The sequence below is a fragment of the Alteromonas sp. AWJ4_199 genome (genome assembly GCF_056159165.1).
In genome coordinates, this window is sequence record NZ_JBSWUR010000001.1 from 1,193,160 (window position 1) to 1,213,758 (window position 20,599).

Here is a 20,599-nt window from a genome sequence, read left to right on the forward strand (position 1 = left end):
AGTGAAAGCTGCAACAGTTTTTGAATGGCAGGGAAAAGACAGTAAAGGGTCTAGCCGGAAAGGGGAAATTTCAGCACAGAATCTGTCTGAAGCAAGGTCAATGCTTCGCAAACAAGGGTTTTCTGTAAAAAAAGTAAAAAAGCAACAAAAATCCCTTTTTGGTGGCAGACAAAAAATTAACGCCGCCGATATTTCGGTTTTTTCAAGGCAAATTGCTACCATGCTCGCGGCGGGCGTTACCCTAATTCAATCTCTTGAAATGATTGGTCAAGGGCATGCTAAAGCACCTATGCGCAAGCTTCTAGCTGAAATTGCTAACGAAGTGAAATCGGGTAACCCGTTATCGTCTTCTCTTCGCAAGCACCCTCAATATTTTGACAGTCTTTACTGCGATTTGGTCTACACAGGCGAACAATCTGGCGCACTAGAAACTATTTATGATCGAATTGCTACTTATAAAGAAAAGGCGGAAGCATTAAAGTCGAAAATTAAAAAGGCAATGTTTTATCCCATTGCCGTAGTCGTTGTGGCGTTTATAGTTACAACCATTTTGCTAGTGTTTGTTGTGCCTCAATTCGAAGATATTTTTAACGGGTTTGGCGCTGAATTACCTGCATTCACACTATTCGTTCTAGGTATTTCGAACTTCATTCGTGACTACGGCCCCTATATTGCAATTTCTCTTGGTATAGCAGGTTTCTTATTTGTACGAGCTTACAAAAAGAGTCAACTATTAAGAGATAAATGTGACGCGCTTACCTTAAAAATACCAGTTATTGGTGAAATTCTTAAGAAAGCAAGTATCGCTCGTTTTACACGAACTCTCTCTACTACGTTTGCAGCAGGTGTGCCATTAATTGGGTCATTAGACTCAGCTGCAGGGGCTTCTGGTAATGCGGTTTATCGTGATGCGATATTGTTCATTAAAAAAGAAGTGGCAGGGGGTATTCCCATGCACGTTGCAATGCGCGCCACTAACGTGTTTCCAGATATGGTGACGCAGATGGTTTCAATAGGCGAAGAATCAGGCTCTGTGGATGAGATGCTTAGTAAGATAGCCACCATTTACGAAGCAGAAGTTGACGATATGGTAGACGGACTAACCAGTCTGTTAGAGCCGATGATAATGGCCGTGTTAGGTGTTGTTATCGGTGGTTTGATCATTGCCATGTACTTGCCAATCTTTCAAATGGGCAGCGTTGTTGGTTAAATTTAAGTGTAATTTGAGTAATTACGTTCAATAATTTTTTGCAAGCTGCTCTCGACGACTAGTCTTTCTTATAAAGAAACCGTAAGGAATACCACCCCGACAAGCACTTGCAACTGCCTACCATTTTCTACAACGAGTCAACGCCTATATGGACGCCCTAATTACCCTTTGCCAAAGCCACCCTGCTATATTCTATACCCTTGTTTTTATTGTAAGCTTGATGATAGGCAGTTTTTTAAACGTGGTCATTTATCGCCTGCCTATAATGATGGAACGTAGTTGGCAACAAGAATACGAAAGTTATTTTAGCGCCGACGGCAATGATTCAAGCGCATCACATGCCACCGAAGAGCAGACCTTAGCGAATAGCGAAACATTTAATTTAGTTAAACCCGACAGTACTTGCCCTTCTTGCGGCCATAAAATAAGAGCATGGGAAAACATTCCCGTTATTAGCTACCTTTTGCTGAAAGGCAAATGCGCCGGCTGTAAAACACCTATCTCTGCCCGCTACCCGTTCGTAGAGTTATTTACGGCGTTAAGCTGTACTTTTGCCGCTTATCAGTTTGGCCCAACGTCACAGGGACTATGGGTAGTATTGCTTACCTATGTACTCATTGCACTTTTGTTTATTGATTTAGACAAAATGTTACTGCCAGACCAGCTTACCTTACCTCTGTTGTGGTTAGGGTTGTTATTAAGCACCCAATCGGTATTTGTTACCACCACAGACGCCATTTTAGGTGCGGCCTTTGGTTACTTAAGTCTATGGTCGGTTTACTGGCTATTTAAGCTTGTTACCGGAAAGGAAGGCATGGGTTACGGCGACTTTAAATTACTTGCAGCACTTGGGGCATTTACCGGTTGGCAAGGCCTACCAGTTATCATACTGCTTTCGTCTTTAGTGGGCGCAGTGGCGGGCATTACCATTATGGTGGTTCAAAACAAAGGTAAGTCTCTAGCTATTCCCTTTGGCCCGTATTTAGCAATTGCAGGCTGGCTTACACTGCTTTTTAAAGATGAAATTATTACTACCTATCTTGATTACGTGCTTTAGCAGCAAGGTACAAAGGACATGAGTAAACAACAGGTGTTTGTGGTGGGTCTTACCGGCGGAATAGGCAGCGGTAAATCTGCCGCTTCGGCTATTTTTGCAAGCCTTGGTATTGATATCGTCGACGCTGATGAAGTCGCGCGGGACGTAGTCGAAATAGGCTCGGAAGGCTTACGTAAAATCACAGAGCATTTTGGCGAAACTATTTTGCTTGAAGATGGAAGCCTAAATCGCGCCGCCCTTCGCGAAAAGGTGTTTGCGGCCAAAGAAGAAAAGCTTTGGTTAAACGCCTTGCTTCACCCCCTTATTCGCTCTCGTATGCAGCAGCTTATTAGTGAATCTACTTCTGCTTACTGCATTTTATCTGTGCCCTTGCTCGTTGAAAACAAGTTAACGGAAATGTGCAACCATGTGGTAGTGGTAGACTGCCCTGAAGCACTGCAGCTGGAACGCGCATTAAAACGGGACGGTAGCTCAGAGCAAACCATAAAAAGTATTATGGCTTCGCAAGCTTCACGTGATGAACGCGTTAATGCGGCAAACGATGTGCTGGATAACAGCACAACGTTGGAAGCGCTTTCCAGTCAAGTGTCAGCTTTACACCAGAAATTATTAACGCTTGCTTCAGCATAAGTGTATATGCATTGCGCAATAGCAAACTGGTTTTCATCTAATGTTCTTATGTACCGTTCCTGCCTGCTCTTTCTGGCTTGCCATCATTTTTTCATAACAAGTTATTTCGGCCGTCAAAGCTAGATTTTGAAACTTTTTTGACCAATTAGCGTCTAATTATACGTTTGTCTAACAAGTAGACTTGGCTTAAATGCCTTGATGCTTTAGGCTTGCTGTAATTCGCCGTACTACAAGGTTGTAGTGCCGTTTCTCTAAGTCTATGTGTTTTAAGGGGTTCCATGGGTAGCGCTGTATTCGAGTTTCCACTAAAGGAAAAAGTACGTAACTATTTACGTGTTGAGCAGCTGCTTGGGCAACTTAAAATCATCGCGAAATCAGAACATACTCATCTTCAGCTGGTGTTCTTTGAACAACTTTTTGAACTACTTGATCTCATTGAAAGACTAGATCTTCGTTCAGATTTAACCAAAGACCTTGAAGCGCATGAAAAGAATCTCGTGTACTGGTCAAAACACCCTAAAATAGACAGCACCGCCTTAGAGCAAGCGCTAAAAACCGTGCTTACCTTAAAGCAAAAGCTGAAAACAGACCGCCGTTTTGGTAGCGCGCTTAAAGATGACAAACTACTTAGCGCTATAAGACAAAGATTTGCCATACCCGGCGGCGCATGTAGTTTCGACCTTCCTAATTTGCACTTTTGGTTACAACAGCCGCTTGAACAGCGTCAAAACGAAATTGCACAATGGTTAGAGACTTTAGGGCTTCTTGACGATGCAATTGCGGTTAGCCTGTCGTTTATCCGCGAGCGAGGTCAGTTTGTAAATGCAGTGGCCGAGAACGGCTTTTACCAAGGCGCTGCGGAAGATAAAAACGAACTGATACGCGTAAAATGCAGTGTAGATGACGGCTACTACCCAACCTTAAGTGGCAACAAATACCGCTACGCCCTGCGCTTTATGTTGTTTTCCCCGCAAGAAGGCCAAAATAGTGCAGTAGAAAACAATATTCAGTTTCGACTAGCGGCCTGCTAAACTTCGCCTCTATTCAATAATTTTCGTCTTAGGTGCTGTCTTTTTCATATTTCATAGATTGTGCCGCAAAGACGTATTTCACTGGAGTCTATTATGGAAGTGAAATGCCCTATTTGTGCCAAACAGGTTGTTTGGGCACCAACTAGCGAATATCGCCCTTTTTGCAGCAAGAAATGTCAACTTATTGATTTAGGCGAATGGGCTGCAGAAGACCGAAAAATTGCGGGAAAACCAGCGGAAGACGTAACACCAAAACACATCGATGTGGAAGAAATAGAGGCAATGTTAGCACAGCAATCTGACGACTTTTTCAAACATTAATTTTGTAGCCGCATTTTCACACTAGTAAAAAGGAATAATAATGTTTAACTCTATCGCACTTGTTGGTGGTACTCATGGCAATGAGACCAGTGGTATTCAGCTTATTCGAAACTGGCAGCAACTTGGGCTACCTTCGCGATTTAATGAGCTAAATATATCGTTGAACATTGCCAATGAAGCGGCCCTTGATGCGAACGTGCGTTTTGTAGAAGAAGATTTAAACCGTCAGTTTACCTTTGAGCGATTATCAGATAACAGCACCGCTAAAGAAGCCGTACTTGCAAAATCACTAAATGAGAAATTCGGCCCAAAGGGCAAGTCAAACACCGATTTTGTCATTGATATTCATAATACCACCAGCGAAATGGGCGCCACGCTAATCATTTTAGAAGCGGATGAGTTTCACATTCAGCTAGCACGGTTCGTTAAGCAACAAATGCCCGAAGCAAATATTTTAGTGGAAGACGAAAAGCCTTATCTGGAGCACGGTTATTTATGTACCACTGGTAAGAAAGGCGTAATGATTGAAGTGGGTGGTCAGCCACAGGGGGTGCTGAGAGAGGATGTTTACCTTCTAACGCAAACCATGGCCGAGGCTATTTTAGATTTTTGTGTAGCCTATAATAAACAGGAAATAAAAACAGATGCATTGCCAACGTGCGAAGCATTTCGTTTAGGGGAAAACGTAAGTTTTCCTTTAGATGAAAATGGCAAGCGCACCGCTATGGTTCACCACTCATTGCAAGACAATGATTTTAAACCCTTGCTACCAGGTTCTCCCATGTTTAGAACCTTTGATGGAAAAGATATCCCGTGGGATGGAGAAAAAGAGACCTACCCGCATTTTATAAATGAAGCCGCGTACTTTAAGCTGGACGTTGCGTTTGCTACATCTGAGCGTATCACCCTTTAGGCAATACAGGTTGGTTACTCTGCAACTTTCAAAAGTTAACGCCGAAACCAACTGGCGATATCAAAAAAAACGCTGAAAGCATTAAATAGAAAAATGCCGGTCAGAGACCGACTGGCACTTTTGTTGTAAGGTAGGCTTTCTCGCCCGTCAGCCTAAGTTTCACGGCTCGCTCAACTTAAAGAAATGAACGTAGGCGGCACCTGAGTCAGAGTATATTAAAAAAGCTCTATCTTAGGCTCTCGCGCCTCTTCAAACTCATTTTTTTCTTCCGGCGATGATTCATTAATATCGAAATGAATTTTACGCTGGTCTTCCATTACATACTTTTCAAACATTTCTTTGGTGCTTAAATTAAACGAATCATCAAAATGCTCTCTGTTATTAATGTATGACGAAAACTGCCCAAATAAACTTACAATAGCGTCTTGCTCTAGTTTCACATGCTCGGTGCGCTGGCGAATAATGTCTTGGAACTGAATTTTCGCGATGGCACCGCTTACTTTTACCGCAACGTCGGTGGCGCTTTGCGAGAAGCACGCCAGCATTTTAGGGTTTAGTTCTTCAAGCACACGATAGTGTTGCGTTATATTTTCAAGCGAATCAGAAAACCCAGTTAATAATTCACACGTATCGTTCGCACGTGTTGAATTAAGCATTTTTTCACCTTGAATATGTGCAGCGTCCAGCGCTGATTTTATGCCCGACTCTATTTTTTCAGCCGCTTCTGAAGACTGTGACGATAATATACGTACCTGTTCGGCTACCACGGCAAACCCGCGCCCATATTCGCCAGCACGCGCCGCTTCAATTGCCGCATTGAGCGCTAACAAGTTGGTTTGGGACGCAATATTTTTGACAAGTTCGGTAAGCTCTTTAAGATTTTCAACCTCACGCATTACCCCTTGAATAGCTTCAGTATCTGCAATTTGTTGCGCTCGCTGCGTGCTGATCATTTCTTTTATATTGGTGAGGCGCTGAGCTGCAATTTCAAATTCGTCCGCACTTTTTTCTTTACAGCTAATGGCATTTTTCTGACCTAATTCAACATTATCTATACTGTCTTGAATACTGCTTTCAATTTCATACAGCGCTTTCATCAACTCCATTGAGGCGTCTTCGGTAATAGCGCTTATGCCGTCCATTTGCCCTTTGAGGATGGCTACATATTCGCTGACTTGAGTATGTGTTTCGTTGAGCTGCTCAGACGTTTCCTGTAAATAACTCTCCTGTTTATTCAGGCTAACGTTAAATACGTTTGTTTGCCTGTGCGAATACCACGTAATAAAACTCAAGAAACCCAGAATTGTGGCAACAGTACCAGCTTGCCCATTTAGTAGTTGTGGCGATATGTTCAAGGAGATTGCCATTCCCAATGTAGACACACCAATCAAACCGCTCCAAAGTAAAAGTGAGTCCTGAACCTTTTTCATCTTATCCTTAAGCACTTTAAACTTCTCAGCGAGTACCAACTCATAATACTGCTTTGTTTTTTCAAGTACTTTCATGTTTTAACCTTATGCAGTTGGGACCAACTGCTTTACTACACCTAACAATTGCTCTGGCTCGACGGGTTTGACAAGCCAACCTGTAGCACCTGCCGCTTTCGCTTCTTCTCGACGACTTTGCTGCGATTCCGTAGTTAACATCAACATGGGGGTAAATCTAAATTTCGATTGCTGCTTTAATGTTTTTATTAGCTCGATACCATTCATACCTGGCATGTTTAGGTCAGTAATAATCAACTTGGGCGATATTGATTCAAGCGCTGTCATAGCCGCCTCCGCACTTTCTGACTTTGTTACCGTATAGCCTGCCCGCTTTAGCAGCATTTCCATACTCATCAGCATTGTTGCTGAATCATCTACTAAGTGTATTGCGCTCATTGCATTACCTCTTGTTTATAGCCGATTAACTGTTTACACAATTCAGTATAGTCTCGAGCTCCACGACTGTGAGGCGCATAAGCAAATACCGGCTTATTTTTTGCGAATGCTTCGGCTAATGTTATGTTTTTATGTATTGGACTAAGCACTTTTTTTCGACCATAGCGGCCGTACCAGCTGCTCAACTCTTGGCGATGTAGCTTTAAATTTTGCTCTACCATTACCGGTAAAATGGTTAAGCTTGTCGCTCTAAACTTGCGCTCTGCCATGGCCTTGCGACACGCATTTAACAGCTTTTGTACACCGTCGCTTGCAAGTGGCATTGGCGTAGCAGGTATAATGATATCCGTAGCGGCGGACAGTGCTGCCATTAGCTGAGGGCTTAACGTTGGCGGCGTGTCGATAATAACGATATCGAAATACGGCGATACTTGGTCGCTATCGCACCACAAACGGATAGCGTCTAACGCAATATCATCGTTAGTGTTTGCGCGCGTGGTGTCGACATTGGTGGCGTATATTTTTTCACTACATTTAACAATCGAAGTAAAAAAGCCTTTAAGAGGCATGGTGGTTATGATGTTTTGCGACTCAGTGCCAAGCGCCGTCAAGCCTTGCATCACGTGCCCTTGATTATCTAAATCCAGAACTAAAACACGGTTGCCATGTTGCGCCAAACCAAAAGCAAGATTGACCACTGTAGTAGTCTTTGCTGTCCCACCTTTGCGATTTGCAACCGTGATCACTCTCATTCACACCACACTTTATTGTTGTCTGATTGAAGCATTTCTACTATCCAATATAGTTCTGACGATTCGGGCTGTACACTAACCTTTGGTCGTAAGCAAAGTAGCACTTGGAAAACCGCAGTATGTGCCGTTGTTAACGTCTTCAAGTTCAACTGTCGCGAGGCGTCCTCTGTCAGCCAACTAAATAGGGTTTCGGCCTCTTCAATTTCACAATGCCCAGTAAGCACTGCTACTTTTTTCTTGTACGTTACAGGCATGTGGATAAAACCTCCTGCACATTAATTATGAGTAATACCCTTCCATCTCCAAGCAATGCTGTACCTGAGAAATGGGAGTAGCCAGCAAGGACGCCTTCAAGGGGTTTTTGAATAACGTCAATACCTTCATGAAACTTATCAATAATAAGTCCAAACTCGCCCTGCGGCGTTGACACAACTAATACCGAGTGTTCCTCTTTACCGTCGTCAGGTTCGAACCCGAGCGCATTTCGCAAATTACAAAGCGGTATTAATTTATCGCGTATCACCAACACGTTTTCATTGCGAATTCGCTGAATGTCCTGCGTAGGAACTTTCACCGTCTCTACTACCGCATCCATACTTACGCCAAACATTTGATCGTTTACTTCAAACATCATGACGCGATTCACTGACATAGTCTGAGGAAGAAGCAACTTGAACGTAGAGCCTACGCCAACCTCACTATGCATTTCTATAGTACCGCCTGCCTGACTTACCATGGTTTTTACTGCATCCATGCCCACCCCACGACCGGACAGGTCCGACACTTGTTCACTGGTAGAAAACCCTGCGGCGAAAATCAGCTGAAGTGCCTCATTATCGTCTATGCTCTCAAGCTGAGATTCCGTTATTACGCCTTTCTGAAAAGCGAGAAGCTTAATTTTATGGGGATCAATGCCCTTTCCATCGTCACGTATTTCAATAATGACACTGTCATCAAGGGGAGTAGCAATTAAATCAATACGCCCAGTTTCAGGCTTTCCCGCCTCTATTCTGTCTTCGGGTGATTCAATACCATGGTCAATGCTATTGCGCAGTAGATGAATGAGAGGCTCAGATAAAGACTCAATTAAATTTTTATCGAACTCGGTGTCTTCACCCTGCATACAAAGTTCGATTTTTTTGTCGAGTTTTCTCGATAAATCTCTGACCAACCTTGGATAGCGCTGGAAAACATGAGAAACCGGCACCATTCGTATCTGCAATACTGCACTTTGCAATGACTCGGTTAAACGATTAACAATTGAAAAATGCGCTTTTATCTGTTTGCTAAGCTTTTTACTTCCACCTTCTTCTTCAGCTTGCTTCGCCAAATAAGGAAGTGAATTTTTTGCAACCGTTAGTTCGCCGACTATGTCCATTAAATAGTCAATTTTGCTTTGGTCGACTTTGAGCATCTTGACGGCTTGTCGTTCAGCTTTAGCCGGTTGAGAATTCTCTTCTTCTGCTGTCTGCGTCTCTATTTCGTTTGTCGTGTCGGTAGTTTCAACAACAATGTCCTGCTCTTCAGCGGTGTCGTTTGACGCGTCTTCTAACGCAACATTAATTGCGCTTATTAGCTCCGCTTCATCGCTGAATGTTTGCTTTAGCACATTGCCGACAAGCATCGAAATTGAAGGAAACATAAATTCTGCGCTATAGCCTTCAGAGTTGATCAATGCTAATTGTTGCGTTAATAACTCTTTTTCATGTGGTAATAAGCCCTCTTTACCAGGCTCAATAGCACAGCTGGCCGGGTCGTCCACAGAGTCCTCTGGACCGCCGGCTTGTTTGTCGTCATCAAGAAACGTAAGATCGTTATCAGATGATAGAAATGACAACACCGCTTTTGTTGGCATAGCGTGTGTTTGCGACGCTAGTAAAAGCCCAGCGGTCGACTGCAGCATATTGGTATCACCAGTCTCACGAGCCGTTTTTAAAGCCTCATTGAGCGCTTCATCATTAAGCTGCACCACGCTATCGAGAATCTTGTCTTTACAGCGATATTTAAGCGCCTGCTGAGTAAGCTTATGTAATGTGTACTGACCTTCATAATAGGCCATATGCGTCACAACAGCGTCTTCGCTTGCCTCGCCAAGGGCCGTTATTTTTAAAACACATTGATAAACATCGGCATCAGCGGCCATCGCGGGCGCGTTGATTTCGAACGCGCGCAACCCCGGCAGCGCCAGTGCGACATTCACAGGGTCCTCACCGCGAAAAAAGCAACCTTCATCAGGCGTATATTCCATGACATACAGTTCCGATGATGCGCTTTTCGATAATAACGCTATATCCGCATTGTCATCGAATGCTTCAAGCGCAGTGGCTACTGAATCAACGATTTCGTTGGCACTGCTATCAGCGTGAGTGACAGTGTCTTGCTTAGCTGTATTTGCACCAGCTTGAGATGGGTCGATGAAGGCTCTCAGTTGTGCACTTAAATCGCCAGAGATTGGCTGCCATTCAGCGAGCTTTTGAGTTCCATTTTCTAGCTCATCAAACCACATAGATATCTGGTCTAGCGCCTCGAGAAGTAGGTCACCAATTTCGTCGTTGTAATCAACCTCTTTAGCTCGCACGCTGTCTAGCAAATCTTCCGCGGCATGAGCCAAACGCGTTAGTGGTTTTATATCGAATAAGTCTGACGAACCTTTGATAGTGTGTAAATCTCTGAAGATTTTGTCCACTTTGTCCGATGATGGTCCAGAAGCCTGAATCTCAATAAGTTCTTGGCTTGCAGACTCTAGGTTCTCGCGAGACTCACCGATAAATACGTCGAGTAGTTCACTCATTAGCTACCTCCTAATACCGCGCTAACCACAGACTTAAGTGAGTCAGCGTCCACAGGCTTAGTCATGTAGAAATTTGCACCGCATTGATAGGCTCGTTGCGCGTCTTGAGTCGCAGACTCTGTACTTATCATGATGATGGGAACAGCGCGTAAAAGCTCGTTTTGCCGTATTTCTTTACAGAGTCGGTAACCGTCCATTTTCGGCATATTTACATCGACCAAAAACAAATCGATGGGTGTGCCAATGGCTTTTTCCAGCGCTTCCACACCATTTTCAGCTTCTTCTACGACGCGTTCGTCCGAAGATACCAGCATTTTATGAAACATTCTGACTGTAGACGCATCGTCAACTATCATTACTGTTTTCATGTTACGCCCCTCCTGCAAGTGGCTTTTGGTAGGCAATAACATCACCGAACTTACGCACTTTAAACATAGACGATATACGGCTCATCGACTCACTATGACCTAAAAAGATGTAGCCGCCCGGCTTCATCGCATCAAACAAAACATGTGCTGCTTTTTTACGCGACTCATCGTCAAAATAAATGAGCAGATTTCGGCAAAATACCAAGTCAAAATGTCGAAACCCCTTCATGTTTGTACCTGATAGAATATTGGCTAGCGAAAATGAAACCGATTCTCTTATGTCGTCACATAGCTGAAATTGGCCGTTGGTCTCTATGAAGTACTTTTTTACCAACGCGGTTGGAATGTTCTGCACCGAGCGCTTTGAATAAAGCCCTTTTTTAGCAGACGCTAGAACATTGCTGTCAATATCTGAAGACGCAATCTCTACATCTCGATGAGCTAGCCCTTTCCAGTTTTCTATAAGATGAATTGCTATAGAGTACGGCTCTTCGCCCGTACTTGAAGGCACCGACCAAATCCGTAAGTCTTCTCCAGGTGGGCGATAACTATCGAGCTCATCCATGATATAGCGTGTCATTGCATCAAATTGGTACTCTTCGCGGAAAAAGTAGGTTTCATTCACTGTCATTGCGTTGACTAGGTTTTGAAACTCTTCACCCGACGCTTGGAAACGCATAAAGGTAAAATAACTTTTGAAGTTAGTGTGCCCCGTAGCTTTCATTCGCTCGTGTAGACGTTTATCAACAAAATAACGTTTCGAATTTTCAAAATGGATCCCGGTTTTTCGGTAAAACATCGACCGAAAGCGCTCGAAATCAGCAACAGCAATTTTTTCCAACGTTTCTGGAGTCATTACGCACTCCCTAATTGATTTCGAATTAGGCTAATGACAAAAGAAATGTAGGCATGATTAGGAAAACGGCTTTCTACAGTTTGCAATATTTCATGGGTAGAGCTATCAGATACTTCTGCAAGCTTGTCTAAAGCTGTACCCACAACATTTTCATTGTCGTCATTAAGTGCAATATGATGCAGCCAATTTAACGCATCGGGGTGTGCTACTGCGCCAATAATGTCAACACAAAAAATACGCGTATCTGGGTCATCATCTTGCATAAGTTTATGCACATTGTGTGCGAACAAATCAGGGTTTTGCTGCATAATTTCAATAGCACCGTTACGCAATTGTACTTGTTCGCTCTTCAACATGCCTATTAGTTGAGATGCATCGGCATCCGTCATATTGTGCTCAAGCGCACTAAATAATGCTTCGATAACGGTAGGGTCATTTTCTGCCGGTAGTCGCGCTAAAAAGGCCTTGTGCGCATTTTCTTCACCGCTTAAATCCCGCACTGCCCAGCGCCTTACGCTGCTGTCTGGTGAGGCTAAATCGGCTACCAGCTGCTGTGGCGTTCGTTGAGCACTGCGCTTTTCTTCTTGTTGAATTACTATGTCGTCACTGGCATTTGATTTCTTTTTTAAACCCATAACACTTGCTCCTGTTATCGACAAAGTGCATTCAACTTTGACACTATTTTAGGACTGTCTAATACATGACTAGCGCAGCCGGCCTCTATCAGTTCTTTTGGCATACCGAATACAATGGAAGTCGCTTCACTCTCGGCAATTGTTGTAGCACCACCTTTGTATGCTTTACTCATTGCAGCTACACCATCGCTGCCCATTCCAGTTAGCTGAACACATAACATAGCGAGTGGTTCGTAACAATTCAGTGCGCTATCGACCATACGATCGACACTGGGGTGCCATAAAAAGCTGGGACTTGCAGGTACGGGGCGAACGTGAATATCTGCACCCGCTTTGGAAAAAGCTAAATCAGCATCGCCCTTCGCCAAGTAAATTTTGCCCGCCTCGAGAGTCATTCTTGAGTCAACTTCGACAACTGTTAGCGGACTTAAGCCATCGAGTCGCTTGGCCAATGCTTGGGTAAACGAAGCTGGCATATGCTGCGAAATCACAATGGGTGCTGGAAATGTGGGCGATATATTCGTTACTAGGTGTTCCAGCTTTCGCGGCCCGCCAGTTGAGACGCCTATCATTACAATTTCAAAGGGCGTGCTTTTATTGTTCCTCACCACACGCTGCTTCACTACAGGAGGCGCTTTGATAGTGGGGCGCTGTGCCTTTCCCGTCTTTGCTAACGCATTTATTTTGTTGACTAACGGCGTTTCGATGTCGGAAATGTCTCGGCTGACAGTGCCCCCTGTTTTCAGTACAAAGTCACTGGCGCCAAGTGCTAATGCCTCAAGGGTAATAGCCGCACCTTTTTGCGTTAGCGAAGAAACCATAATAATAGGACATGGATACAAGTTTCTTAATAAAGCCAAACATGTCATACCGTCCATCACAGGCATATTTATATCAAGCGTAATACAATCAGGTTTGAACTCGACCGCTTTAGAAAGCGCTTCTTCACCGTTTCTTGCAACCTGGACAATGAACCCCTCTTTTTCAAACAATTGAGTAAAGAGTTTGCGCATTAACGCAGAGTCATCCACCGCAAGTACCTTTACCGACATAGCTTCTCCTATTAATCAACCAAGTAAGATAGCCTACTTAACTAGCATTGCGTCTGCGCTTGAGCCACGGCGTTATCATTTAACAAAACATTGGGCTCTATAATTTGAATAATGCGCTTTTCGTCGTTTAATTTTATTAATCGACTTAAAAATTCAGACTGCATTTCTGACAACGAAGGCGCTGTTTCAATGGTTTGTTTGACCACAGTTTTTACTTCTGCAACGCCATCAACAATAAAGCCTGTACGCTGCTTATCCTTCGTTAGCACAACAATTCGCTGTCGTTCAGATGATTCACTGCTTGGAATGCCTAGACGACTTCTTAAGTCGATGACAGGTAGCACCGTGCCACGCAGATTTACAATCCCTTTTAAGTAATCAGGGGTACTTGGAATGCTCTCTAGCTTTTCAGGTACACGGGTTATTTCTTGGGTGTCATCAATGCTTACGCCATATTCCTGACCATTAATCCAAAATATGACGTATTGCTCGCAATCATCTTCATTGATGGCGCCCTCGTTATTCTCGCTCATCTGTGACTCCTGCTTTATGTCTTCATCCAGCGAACTCAACGCTGTCATGAGCGCTCGGCTGTAGACATTATTTAGGTTTATTATCGACACAAGACGCTTTCCACCGTCACTTCTGTACACTGCTTCAAGAACCCCTGACTCAGCGCCGTCATTACAGACAGAAGGCACGGCCTCTAGCTCGCTTTCAGAAATGGAAACCACATTGCTTACTTTGGCAACAACAAACCCTACGCTGCCGAAGTCGCTGTTCTGAGCAATGACAATACGTGAGGCCTCATTAATTTCCGTATGAACCATGCCAATGCAGTTTGCTAAATCGACGATGGGAATTATTCGACCTCGCAAATTCACTAGCCCTAGCACTGATGGTGCACTTTCTGGTAGTTGAGAAATTTCAGTGGGTACACGAACAATTTCTTCTACATCTTGTAAATGAAATGCGAACTCTTGATCTTCAAGAGAAAAGCAAACCAGTTGCTGCTGGCTATGGTCATCTGATTCAACAATCTCGTCGTCACTGTCTATGTGATGCATTCCCGACAGTTGCATCGTATTACCATCCTGCTTTGTTACCGCTTGTGCTCTGGCTAAAGACGAAACATCGAGTATTTGTTCTACTGGCTGGTCATCTTGCTTGATAATGCCCTGCATGTATTCATAGGCGATAGATTCGGTCATCGATTTTTTATCAATTACCGTATCATTGGGCACCCCAAATACTTTCAGTACTCGGTCAACCATAAACCCAACGCTACCCAACTCAGATTCCACAACAACTACGCGAGTCACATCGGTAATTTGTGAGCTTAAACCCAGCAAAATCATGCTTAGATCATATACAGGTAAAACATTGCCTCTTAGGTTGGCTAACCCAATCATTTGAGCAGGTCCAAGTGGCACCGACACCACGGTAGGAACCCGTATTATTTCGCCTACAGAGTGCATCGGAAAAGTAAAACGCTCTTCATTCACAAGAAAGGAAACGAATTGCTGTTCACCGTCACTCGTGTCGTCCTGAAGATTTTCAGTACTTTCTACATTTGAAACATCAGTCATAAGAAAGACTCCTCTGACAAGGTGAACCGTTAGCCGTTTTGCATTTCATCTGCTACCGAGGCAATTTCTTCGATAGATTTTGCAAGGATCTCCATGCCTTTACTCTGTTGCTCAGCTGCATTCAGTGCTTGCTGACAGTTGCTGCTTGCCTGCTCGTTGGCAGCGGCTATCTGTTCGAGGCCTTTTTGCGCTTGTGTAACACCTGCGGCAATTTCCTCACCGCGATCCTTCATCGCTTGGTTATACTCCACTACCTCTGAAATATCGGCGGCTATCCTTTCAACGTCTTTGGTTGTTTGTACCGCCTTCATCACTTCTCGTGATGCGCTTTCAGCTACGTTGGTAAGGTCCGTTTTAACACTAACCGTTTGGTCTTGAATGGCTTTTATGAGGTCTTTGATTTGTTCTACATTTTCGGCTGCTTCGTCGGCTAAGCTTTGAATGTCAGCTGAAACAACCGCAAAACCTTTACCATACTCACCCGCTCTCGCTGCCTCGACAGCGCCATTTACCGCGAGCATGCTGGTTTTAACCGAAACCGTTGTAATGGTATCGATGACCTTGTCAATTTGGCGAGTCATGGATTCCATCTCGTTAATTGCACTTACATTCTCTTTACTGGTTTCAAGTGCTAAGTTGATACCACCTACCATGCCTTCGATAAGGGCACGGTTCTCTTTTAATAGCTCGGTTATTGCAATACCTTTCTCTAACGCAACATCGCACTGAGATGACGCCTTATCAACGCCCTCTCGCAATAAGTCAATATTACCGACGGCTTGATCTACCGAACTCGCTGCTTGTTGCGACCCATTGTTCACCTGAGTTAGCGCTGTCATAATCTCGCCAGAAGAGCGATTAATCTCTTCTAGCGTCGCCGATAATTCCTCTGCAGAAGATGCCACTTCTTCAGCGCTTTTATTTATATCGGTGCTATTTTTTAACTCTTCGGTTATAAGTTCTAACGACTGAGCTGCTTGTTCTGCCTGCGATAATGCAACGCTCTGTTCAGATACGTTGGAAGATACCTCTTGAGCTGCCGTAGATTGTTCATCCGCTGCGCAAGAGATAGTTTCAGAGCCTTGTTGAATTTCTTTGGCTGCGCCATCCATCGATTTAACTTGTGCTTGAAGCTCTTCAGCTCCATCAGCAATCGATTTCATATCATCTTTGATAGTGACTAATTGCTCGGTAACAGCTTCACCTTTAGTAACCTCTTCAAGTGCGGCTTCTGATGAAGACTTAACAGCATCAGATACTAGATTTGATTGTTCCTGAATTTTTTCAATTTGCTTAGCGATGTCGGCAGCGCTTTTGTCAGACACCTCAGCGAGGGCACGCACCGTGTCAGCCACTACAGCAAAGCCCTTACCATGCTTACCGGCACGACCGGCTTCGATAGCAGCATTAAGCGCAAGAAGATTGGTTTGATCAGCAATGCGCGTTACTTGTTTAACGGCCTCGCCAATGTTAGAAGCCTGTTGTTCTAACTCGCTCATCATCACGACCGAACGAGATTGATGTTCTGAAGCCGTCTTAACACTGGTCATCATAGTGCCCAGATCTCCGACTACACGTTCTAAAAACGTTTGTAGTTCATTGGTTTTATCCATGGTTGCGCCTGCAAGCTCAAGCTGCGCGACTAAGCCGCCTGATATCTGCGTGACAGCCGCTAAGCTTTCTTGACTGGCACTGCTTGATTCTTCGGCACCCGCTGCAATTTCATTTACAGCCGTGGATAGCTGGTCTGTTGCGCTAGAGGCTTGATTCACACCGCTAACTAATTCGGTAGTAGCCGACGCCACGCGCTCGGCGGCTTGTTGTTGCCTTGCTAGCGTTCGAGCTTTTCGGCGCTGATCTTCAGCTTCTTTTCTCATTTTCGCATCCACGTGAACTGTGGGTGCGGCTACTGGGTCAGATGATTTTTTGAGCGCCATAATTAACCTCGATATATAAATGGCTGTTAATGCACCTTTTAAATATCGTTTAAATCTTATCCCCTTAAAGTATGAATCCGGATACGTTTATATAAAAACAAGCACCCAACGCACAAATTCTCGTGCCCCAACCCCAAAATGTCATTAAAGTCACAAATGGCGCTTTTTAATATTGCTATATAAAAACAAAAACTTATATATTAGGCGTTATGCAAGGTGAGAATGGCGATTTTGTCAAAGTACAAAAGTCTAATAACGTGGTTAGAGGTGTGTTTTTTTTGAAAAGAAAATGTTCGAAAATGAGTAGTTTATACTTAGGTATAATAAAAAAGCGGCCATTGGCCGCTTTGATTTGTAGCTATTTAGATCGCATTCACCGCAGTGCGCTAATAATAGGAACGTTAGCTTCTGGAAAGTCAGAGGCGTTAAGTGCTTTCACATTTACCCATCGAGATTGTTGACCTTCTTTGCCATGGGGCTCGCCGGTAAAATCACACACTCGATGAACATCTAGTTTAACTTGCTTGTCGCCATAATCATGGGTGATCACAATCACAGGCTCGCTGCGGTTCACAATAATCCCAACTTCTTCAGCAAGCTCTCGCTTCAGCGCCTGTAGAACGGTCTCACCTTCTTCTACTTTGCCGCCAGGGAACTCCCATTTTCCGCCTTGGTGAACGTTGTCTGGGCGAAGGGTAATAAATATGTCATCGCCGCGGGCGATAACGCCCACAGCAACATGTACCACTTTCATTACTTAAGCTTACCGTGACACTGCTTATACTTTTTACCAGAGCCACAAGGACATGGGTCGTTACGGCCTACTTTCGCGCCTTCGCGAACTTGCGTACGTACCTTGTCACTTGCCTCTTCTGGCGTTGCGCTCGCTTCTTCGTGCTCAAAATTCTTAGGCACATCGTCAGCTTGACGACGCTGCTCTTCTACTTTTTGCACGTCTTCTTCGGCTTGTACTTTTACACGCGCAAGAATAGTGATCACTTCAACTTTAAGCGCTTCTAGCATTTGCGAGAACAGTGCAAACGACTCACGCTTGTATTCTTGCTTAGGGTTCTTCTGCGCATAGCCGCGTAGGTGAATGCCTTGGCGTAGATGATCCATCGCCGCCAAATGCTCTTTCCAGTGGCTATCTAGGTTTTGAAGCATTACCGCTTTTTCAAACTGGCGCAGTACCTGCTCGCCCACTACCGCTTCTTTCTGCTTATAAGCGTCAACGACTTCGCCAAGAATGCGCTCGCGAAGCTTCTCTTCGTAAAGCTTGTCGTCATTTTCAAGCCAAGTCTTGATTGGCAAGTCTACGGCGAAGTCGGCTCGCATGCGCTCTTCAAGGCCGCTTACATCCCACATTTCTTCAAGAGATTGTGGCGGAATGTACTCATCGACAACGCTTGAGATAACATCTTCACGAATAGCTGCGATAGTCTCGCTAATATCACCTTCATCAAGAAGCTCATTACGCTGTTCGTAAATAACTTTACGCTGATCGTTTGCAACATCATCGTATTCAAGCAACTGCTTACGAATGTCAAAGTTACGGCCTTCTACTTTGCGCTGTGCATTTTCAATGGCGCGAGTTACCCATGGGTGCTCAATGGCTTCACCGCGCTCCATACCCAAACGCTTCATCATATTGCCCATTTTTTCAGAGGCAAAGATACGCATTAGCGCATCGTCTAATGACAGGTAGAAACGGCTTGAACCCGGGTCACCCTGACGGCCCGAACGACCGCGAAGCTGGTTATCGATACGGCGAGACTCGTGACGCTCTGTACCAATAATGTGTAGACCACCAGATTCAAGTACTGCGTCGTGGCTCTTCTTCCACTCAGCCTTGATCTTTTCGATTTGCGCTTCAGTTGGATTTTCAATTTTCTCAACTTCCGCTTGCCAGTTACCACCTAACACGATATCGGTACCACGACCTGCCATGTTAGTCGCAATCGTAACCGCGCCTGGCTTACCAGCTTGTGCAACGATATCCGCTTCGTGTTCGTGGAACTTTGCGTTTAGTACCTTATGAGGGATTTTTGATTTCTTAAGAATGCGAGAAATCAGCTCTGAGTTCTCGATAGACACCGTACCCACTAGCGTAGGCTGACCGCGTTTAACGCACTCTTTAATGTCTTCAACAATGGCTTCGTATTTTTCTTCTGCCGTTAGGTAGATAAGGTCAGCCATGTCTTTACGCTGCATAGGGCGGTTGGTTGGGATAACTACCGTTTCTAAGCCGTAAATATGGTTAAATTCGAAGGCTTCTGTATCGGCAGTACCTGTCATACCCGCAAGCTTGTTATACAAGCGGAAGTAATTCTGGAAGGTAATTGACGCAAGGGTTTGGTTTTCGTTTTGAATACGAACCCCTTCTTTCGCTTCTACGGCCTGGTGCAAACCTTCAGACCAGCGACGGCCTTCCATCGTACGACCCGTATGCTCGTCAACAATAACGATTTGGTCTTCTTTAACGATGTAGTCTACGTCTTTAGCAAACAACTTGTGTGCACGAAGCGCAGCGTTAATATGATGAAGCAGTGAAATATTACCTGCAGCAAACAGCGACTCACCTTCAGGCAACAAGCCTTCTTCATGAAGTATCTCTTCAACGTGTAATTGACCGCGCTCGGTAAGGTGTATTTGTTTTGCTTTAAGGTCAATAGTGTAATCACCATCGCCTTCTTGACCCTCTTCATCTTCTTTTTCTTGCTGAACAAGCTTGGGAATGATGACGTTGATACGGCGATATAACTCGGAGCTATCTTCAGCCTGGCCAGAGATAATAAGTGGCGTACGGGCTTCGTCGATTAAGATGGAGTCAACTTCATCCACTACCGCATAGTTAAGCGGGCGCTGAACGCGATCTTGCGGGCTAAACGCCATATTGTCGCGCAGGTAATCAAAACCAAACTCGTTGTTGGTTCCATAGGTAACATCTGCTTGGTAAGCGTCGCGCTTTTGCTCAGGTGACATACCCGGTACGTTGCAACCTACGCGCATACCTAAAAACATGAATAACTGATTACTCCACTCAGCATCACGACGTGCTAGATAGTCATTCACGGTAACAACATGAACACCTTTGCCCGATAGGGCATTAAGGTAAGTTGGCAACGTAGCCGTTAGGGTTTTACCTTCACCAGTACGCATTTCAGATATTTTGCCTTCGTGAAGTACTTGGCCGCCTAGCATTTGCACGTCAAAGTGACGCATACCGTAAACACGTTTACTGGCTTCACGCACCGTAGCAAAGGCTTCAATAAGGATACTATCCAGGCTTTCACCTTTTTCGATACGGGCTTTAAATTCGTCCGTCTTAGCCTTTAGCGCCTCATCGGAAAGCTTTTCAAATTCTGCTTCCAGTGCATTAATGGCATCTACGTTTTTGCGTAATTTTTTTAATAATCGGTCGTTTCTACTACCGAATACTTTTCGAAGGATGCTTGAAAACATTAGCTTTTATATTCCACTACTTGTCGAGGCGCCGCACATCGTGCACAGCTAAATTAAACGTATAAAACACAATATTAATTACATTGTGTTTTGCGATGTTCTTAAATTATGC

Annotated in this window: 19 protein-coding genes; 6 read left to right on the plus strand and 13 right to left on the minus strand. The window is 44.3% G+C overall.

Annotated elements, in window-relative coordinates:
- Position 1: 1 nt before the first annotated feature.
- From ACXAER_RS05205 to ACXAER_RS05230, 6 genes are all read left to right on the plus strand, one after another.
- The gene (locus tag ACXAER_RS05205; protein ID WP_474827258.1) at positions 2 to 1,210 is read left to right on the plus strand and encodes a type II secretion system F family protein; all 1,209 of its coding nucleotides are present in this window, start codon (positions 2 to 4) and stop codon (positions 1,208 to 1,210) included.
- Positions 1,211 to 1,358: 148 nt separating this feature from the next.
- A complete protein-coding gene (locus ACXAER_RS05210; protein ID WP_474827260.1) occupies positions 1,359 to 2,267 on the plus strand; it encodes a prepilin peptidase in 909 nt (302 codons plus the stop codon).
- Between the two features lie 18 nt (positions 2,268 to 2,285).
- Positions 2,286 to 2,897: a dephospho-CoA kinase gene (gene coaE / locus ACXAER_RS05215; RefSeq protein WP_474827262.1), complete on the plus strand. Its 612-nt coding sequence runs from the start codon at positions 2,286 to 2,288 to the stop codon at positions 2,895 to 2,897.
- Positions 2,898 to 3,175: 278 nt separating this feature from the next.
- Positions 3,176 to 3,928: a cell division protein ZapD gene (zapD, locus tag ACXAER_RS05220; RefSeq protein ID WP_474827264.1), complete on the plus strand. Its 753-nt coding sequence runs from the start codon at positions 3,176 to 3,178 to the stop codon at positions 3,926 to 3,928.
- Positions 3,929 to 4,021: 93 nt separating this feature from the next.
- The gene (yacG, locus tag ACXAER_RS05225) at positions 4,022 to 4,249 is read left to right on the plus strand and encodes a DNA gyrase inhibitor YacG (RefSeq protein ID WP_474827265.1); all 228 of its coding nucleotides are present in this window, start codon (positions 4,022 to 4,024) and stop codon (positions 4,247 to 4,249) included.
- A gap of 40 nt (positions 4,250 to 4,289) precedes the next feature.
- Positions 4,290 to 5,162: an aspartoacylase gene (locus ACXAER_RS05230; protein WP_474827267.1), complete on the plus strand. Its 873-nt coding sequence runs from the start codon at positions 4,290 to 4,292 to the stop codon at positions 5,160 to 5,162.
- A 215-nt stretch (positions 5,163 to 5,377) separates the two neighbouring features.
- Here the strand turns inward: ACXAER_RS05230 and ACXAER_RS05235 are convergent, their stop codons facing one another.
- The 13 genes from ACXAER_RS05235 to secA form a co-directional block, all read right to left on the minus strand.
- Positions 5,378 to 6,667 carry a methyl-accepting chemotaxis protein gene (locus ACXAER_RS05235; protein ID WP_474827269.1) on the minus strand — a complete coding sequence of 430 codons (1,290 nt, stop codon included), beginning with the start codon at positions 6,665 to 6,667 and terminating at the stop codon, positions 5,378 to 5,380.
- A gap of 9 nt (positions 6,668 to 6,676) precedes the next feature.
- On the minus strand, positions 6,677 to 7,045 hold the full coding sequence (locus tag ACXAER_RS05240; RefSeq protein ID WP_014950410.1) for a response regulator: 369 nt from the start codon (positions 7,043 to 7,045) through the stop codon (positions 6,677 to 6,679).
- Positions 7,042 to 7,797 carry a ParA family protein gene (locus ACXAER_RS05245; protein WP_474827271.1) on the minus strand — a complete coding sequence of 252 codons (756 nt, stop codon included), beginning with the start codon at positions 7,795 to 7,797 and terminating at the stop codon, positions 7,042 to 7,044. Before ACXAER_RS05245 ends, ACXAER_RS05240 begins: the two co-directional genes overlap by 4 nt.
- Complete coding sequence (locus ACXAER_RS05250) at positions 7,794 to 8,051, minus strand: hypothetical protein (protein ID WP_039218621.1); 258 nt, start codon at positions 8,049 to 8,051, stop codon at positions 7,794 to 7,796. The genes ACXAER_RS05245 and ACXAER_RS05250 overlap by 4 nt, the downstream gene beginning before the upstream one ends.
- Positions 8,042 to 10,588 carry a chemotaxis protein CheA gene (locus ACXAER_RS05255; RefSeq protein ID WP_474827273.1) on the minus strand — a complete coding sequence of 849 codons (2,547 nt, stop codon included), beginning with the start codon at positions 10,586 to 10,588 and terminating at the stop codon, positions 8,042 to 8,044. The genes ACXAER_RS05250 and ACXAER_RS05255 overlap by 10 nt, the downstream gene beginning before the upstream one ends.
- Positions 10,588 to 10,956 carry a response regulator gene (locus tag ACXAER_RS05260; protein WP_474827275.1) on the minus strand — a complete coding sequence of 123 codons (369 nt, stop codon included), beginning with the start codon at positions 10,954 to 10,956 and terminating at the stop codon, positions 10,588 to 10,590. The genes ACXAER_RS05255 and ACXAER_RS05260 overlap by 1 nt, the downstream gene beginning before the upstream one ends.
- 1 nt (position 10,957) lies before the next feature.
- Complete coding sequence (locus ACXAER_RS05265) at positions 10,958 to 11,812, minus strand: CheR family methyltransferase (protein WP_334049715.1); 855 nt, start codon at positions 11,810 to 11,812, stop codon at positions 10,958 to 10,960.
- Positions 11,812 to 12,447: a HEAT repeat domain-containing protein gene (locus tag ACXAER_RS05270; RefSeq protein ID WP_474827277.1), complete on the minus strand. Its 636-nt coding sequence runs from the start codon at positions 12,445 to 12,447 to the stop codon at positions 11,812 to 11,814. Before ACXAER_RS05270 ends, ACXAER_RS05265 begins: the two co-directional genes overlap by 1 nt.
- Before the next feature lie 14 nt (positions 12,448 to 12,461).
- On the minus strand, positions 12,462 to 13,499 hold the full coding sequence (gene cheB / locus ACXAER_RS05275) for a chemotaxis-specific protein-glutamate methyltransferase CheB (RefSeq protein ID WP_474827279.1): 1,038 nt from the start codon (positions 13,497 to 13,499) through the stop codon (positions 12,462 to 12,464).
- Positions 13,500 to 13,540: 41 nt separating this feature from the next.
- Positions 13,541 to 15,088 (minus strand): chemotaxis protein CheW, encoded by a 1,548-nt coding sequence (locus ACXAER_RS05280; RefSeq protein ID WP_474827281.1) that lies wholly within the window; start codon positions 15,086 to 15,088, stop codon positions 13,541 to 13,543.
- A gap of 29 nt (positions 15,089 to 15,117) precedes the next feature.
- A complete protein-coding gene (locus ACXAER_RS05285; RefSeq protein WP_474827282.1) occupies positions 15,118 to 17,025 on the minus strand; it encodes a methyl-accepting chemotaxis protein in 1,908 nt (635 codons plus the stop codon).
- Positions 17,026 to 17,398: 373 nt separating this feature from the next.
- The gene (gene mutT / locus ACXAER_RS05290) at positions 17,399 to 17,779 is read right to left on the minus strand and encodes an 8-oxo-dGTP diphosphatase MutT (protein WP_474827284.1); all 381 of its coding nucleotides are present in this window, start codon (positions 17,777 to 17,779) and stop codon (positions 17,399 to 17,401) included.
- Entirely contained in the window at positions 17,779 to 20,487 is a 2,709-nt protein-coding gene (gene secA, locus ACXAER_RS05295; RefSeq protein WP_474827286.1) for a preprotein translocase subunit SecA, read from the minus strand. Before secA ends, mutT begins: the two co-directional genes overlap by 1 nt.
- Positions 20,488 to 20,599: the final 112 nt, after the last annotated feature.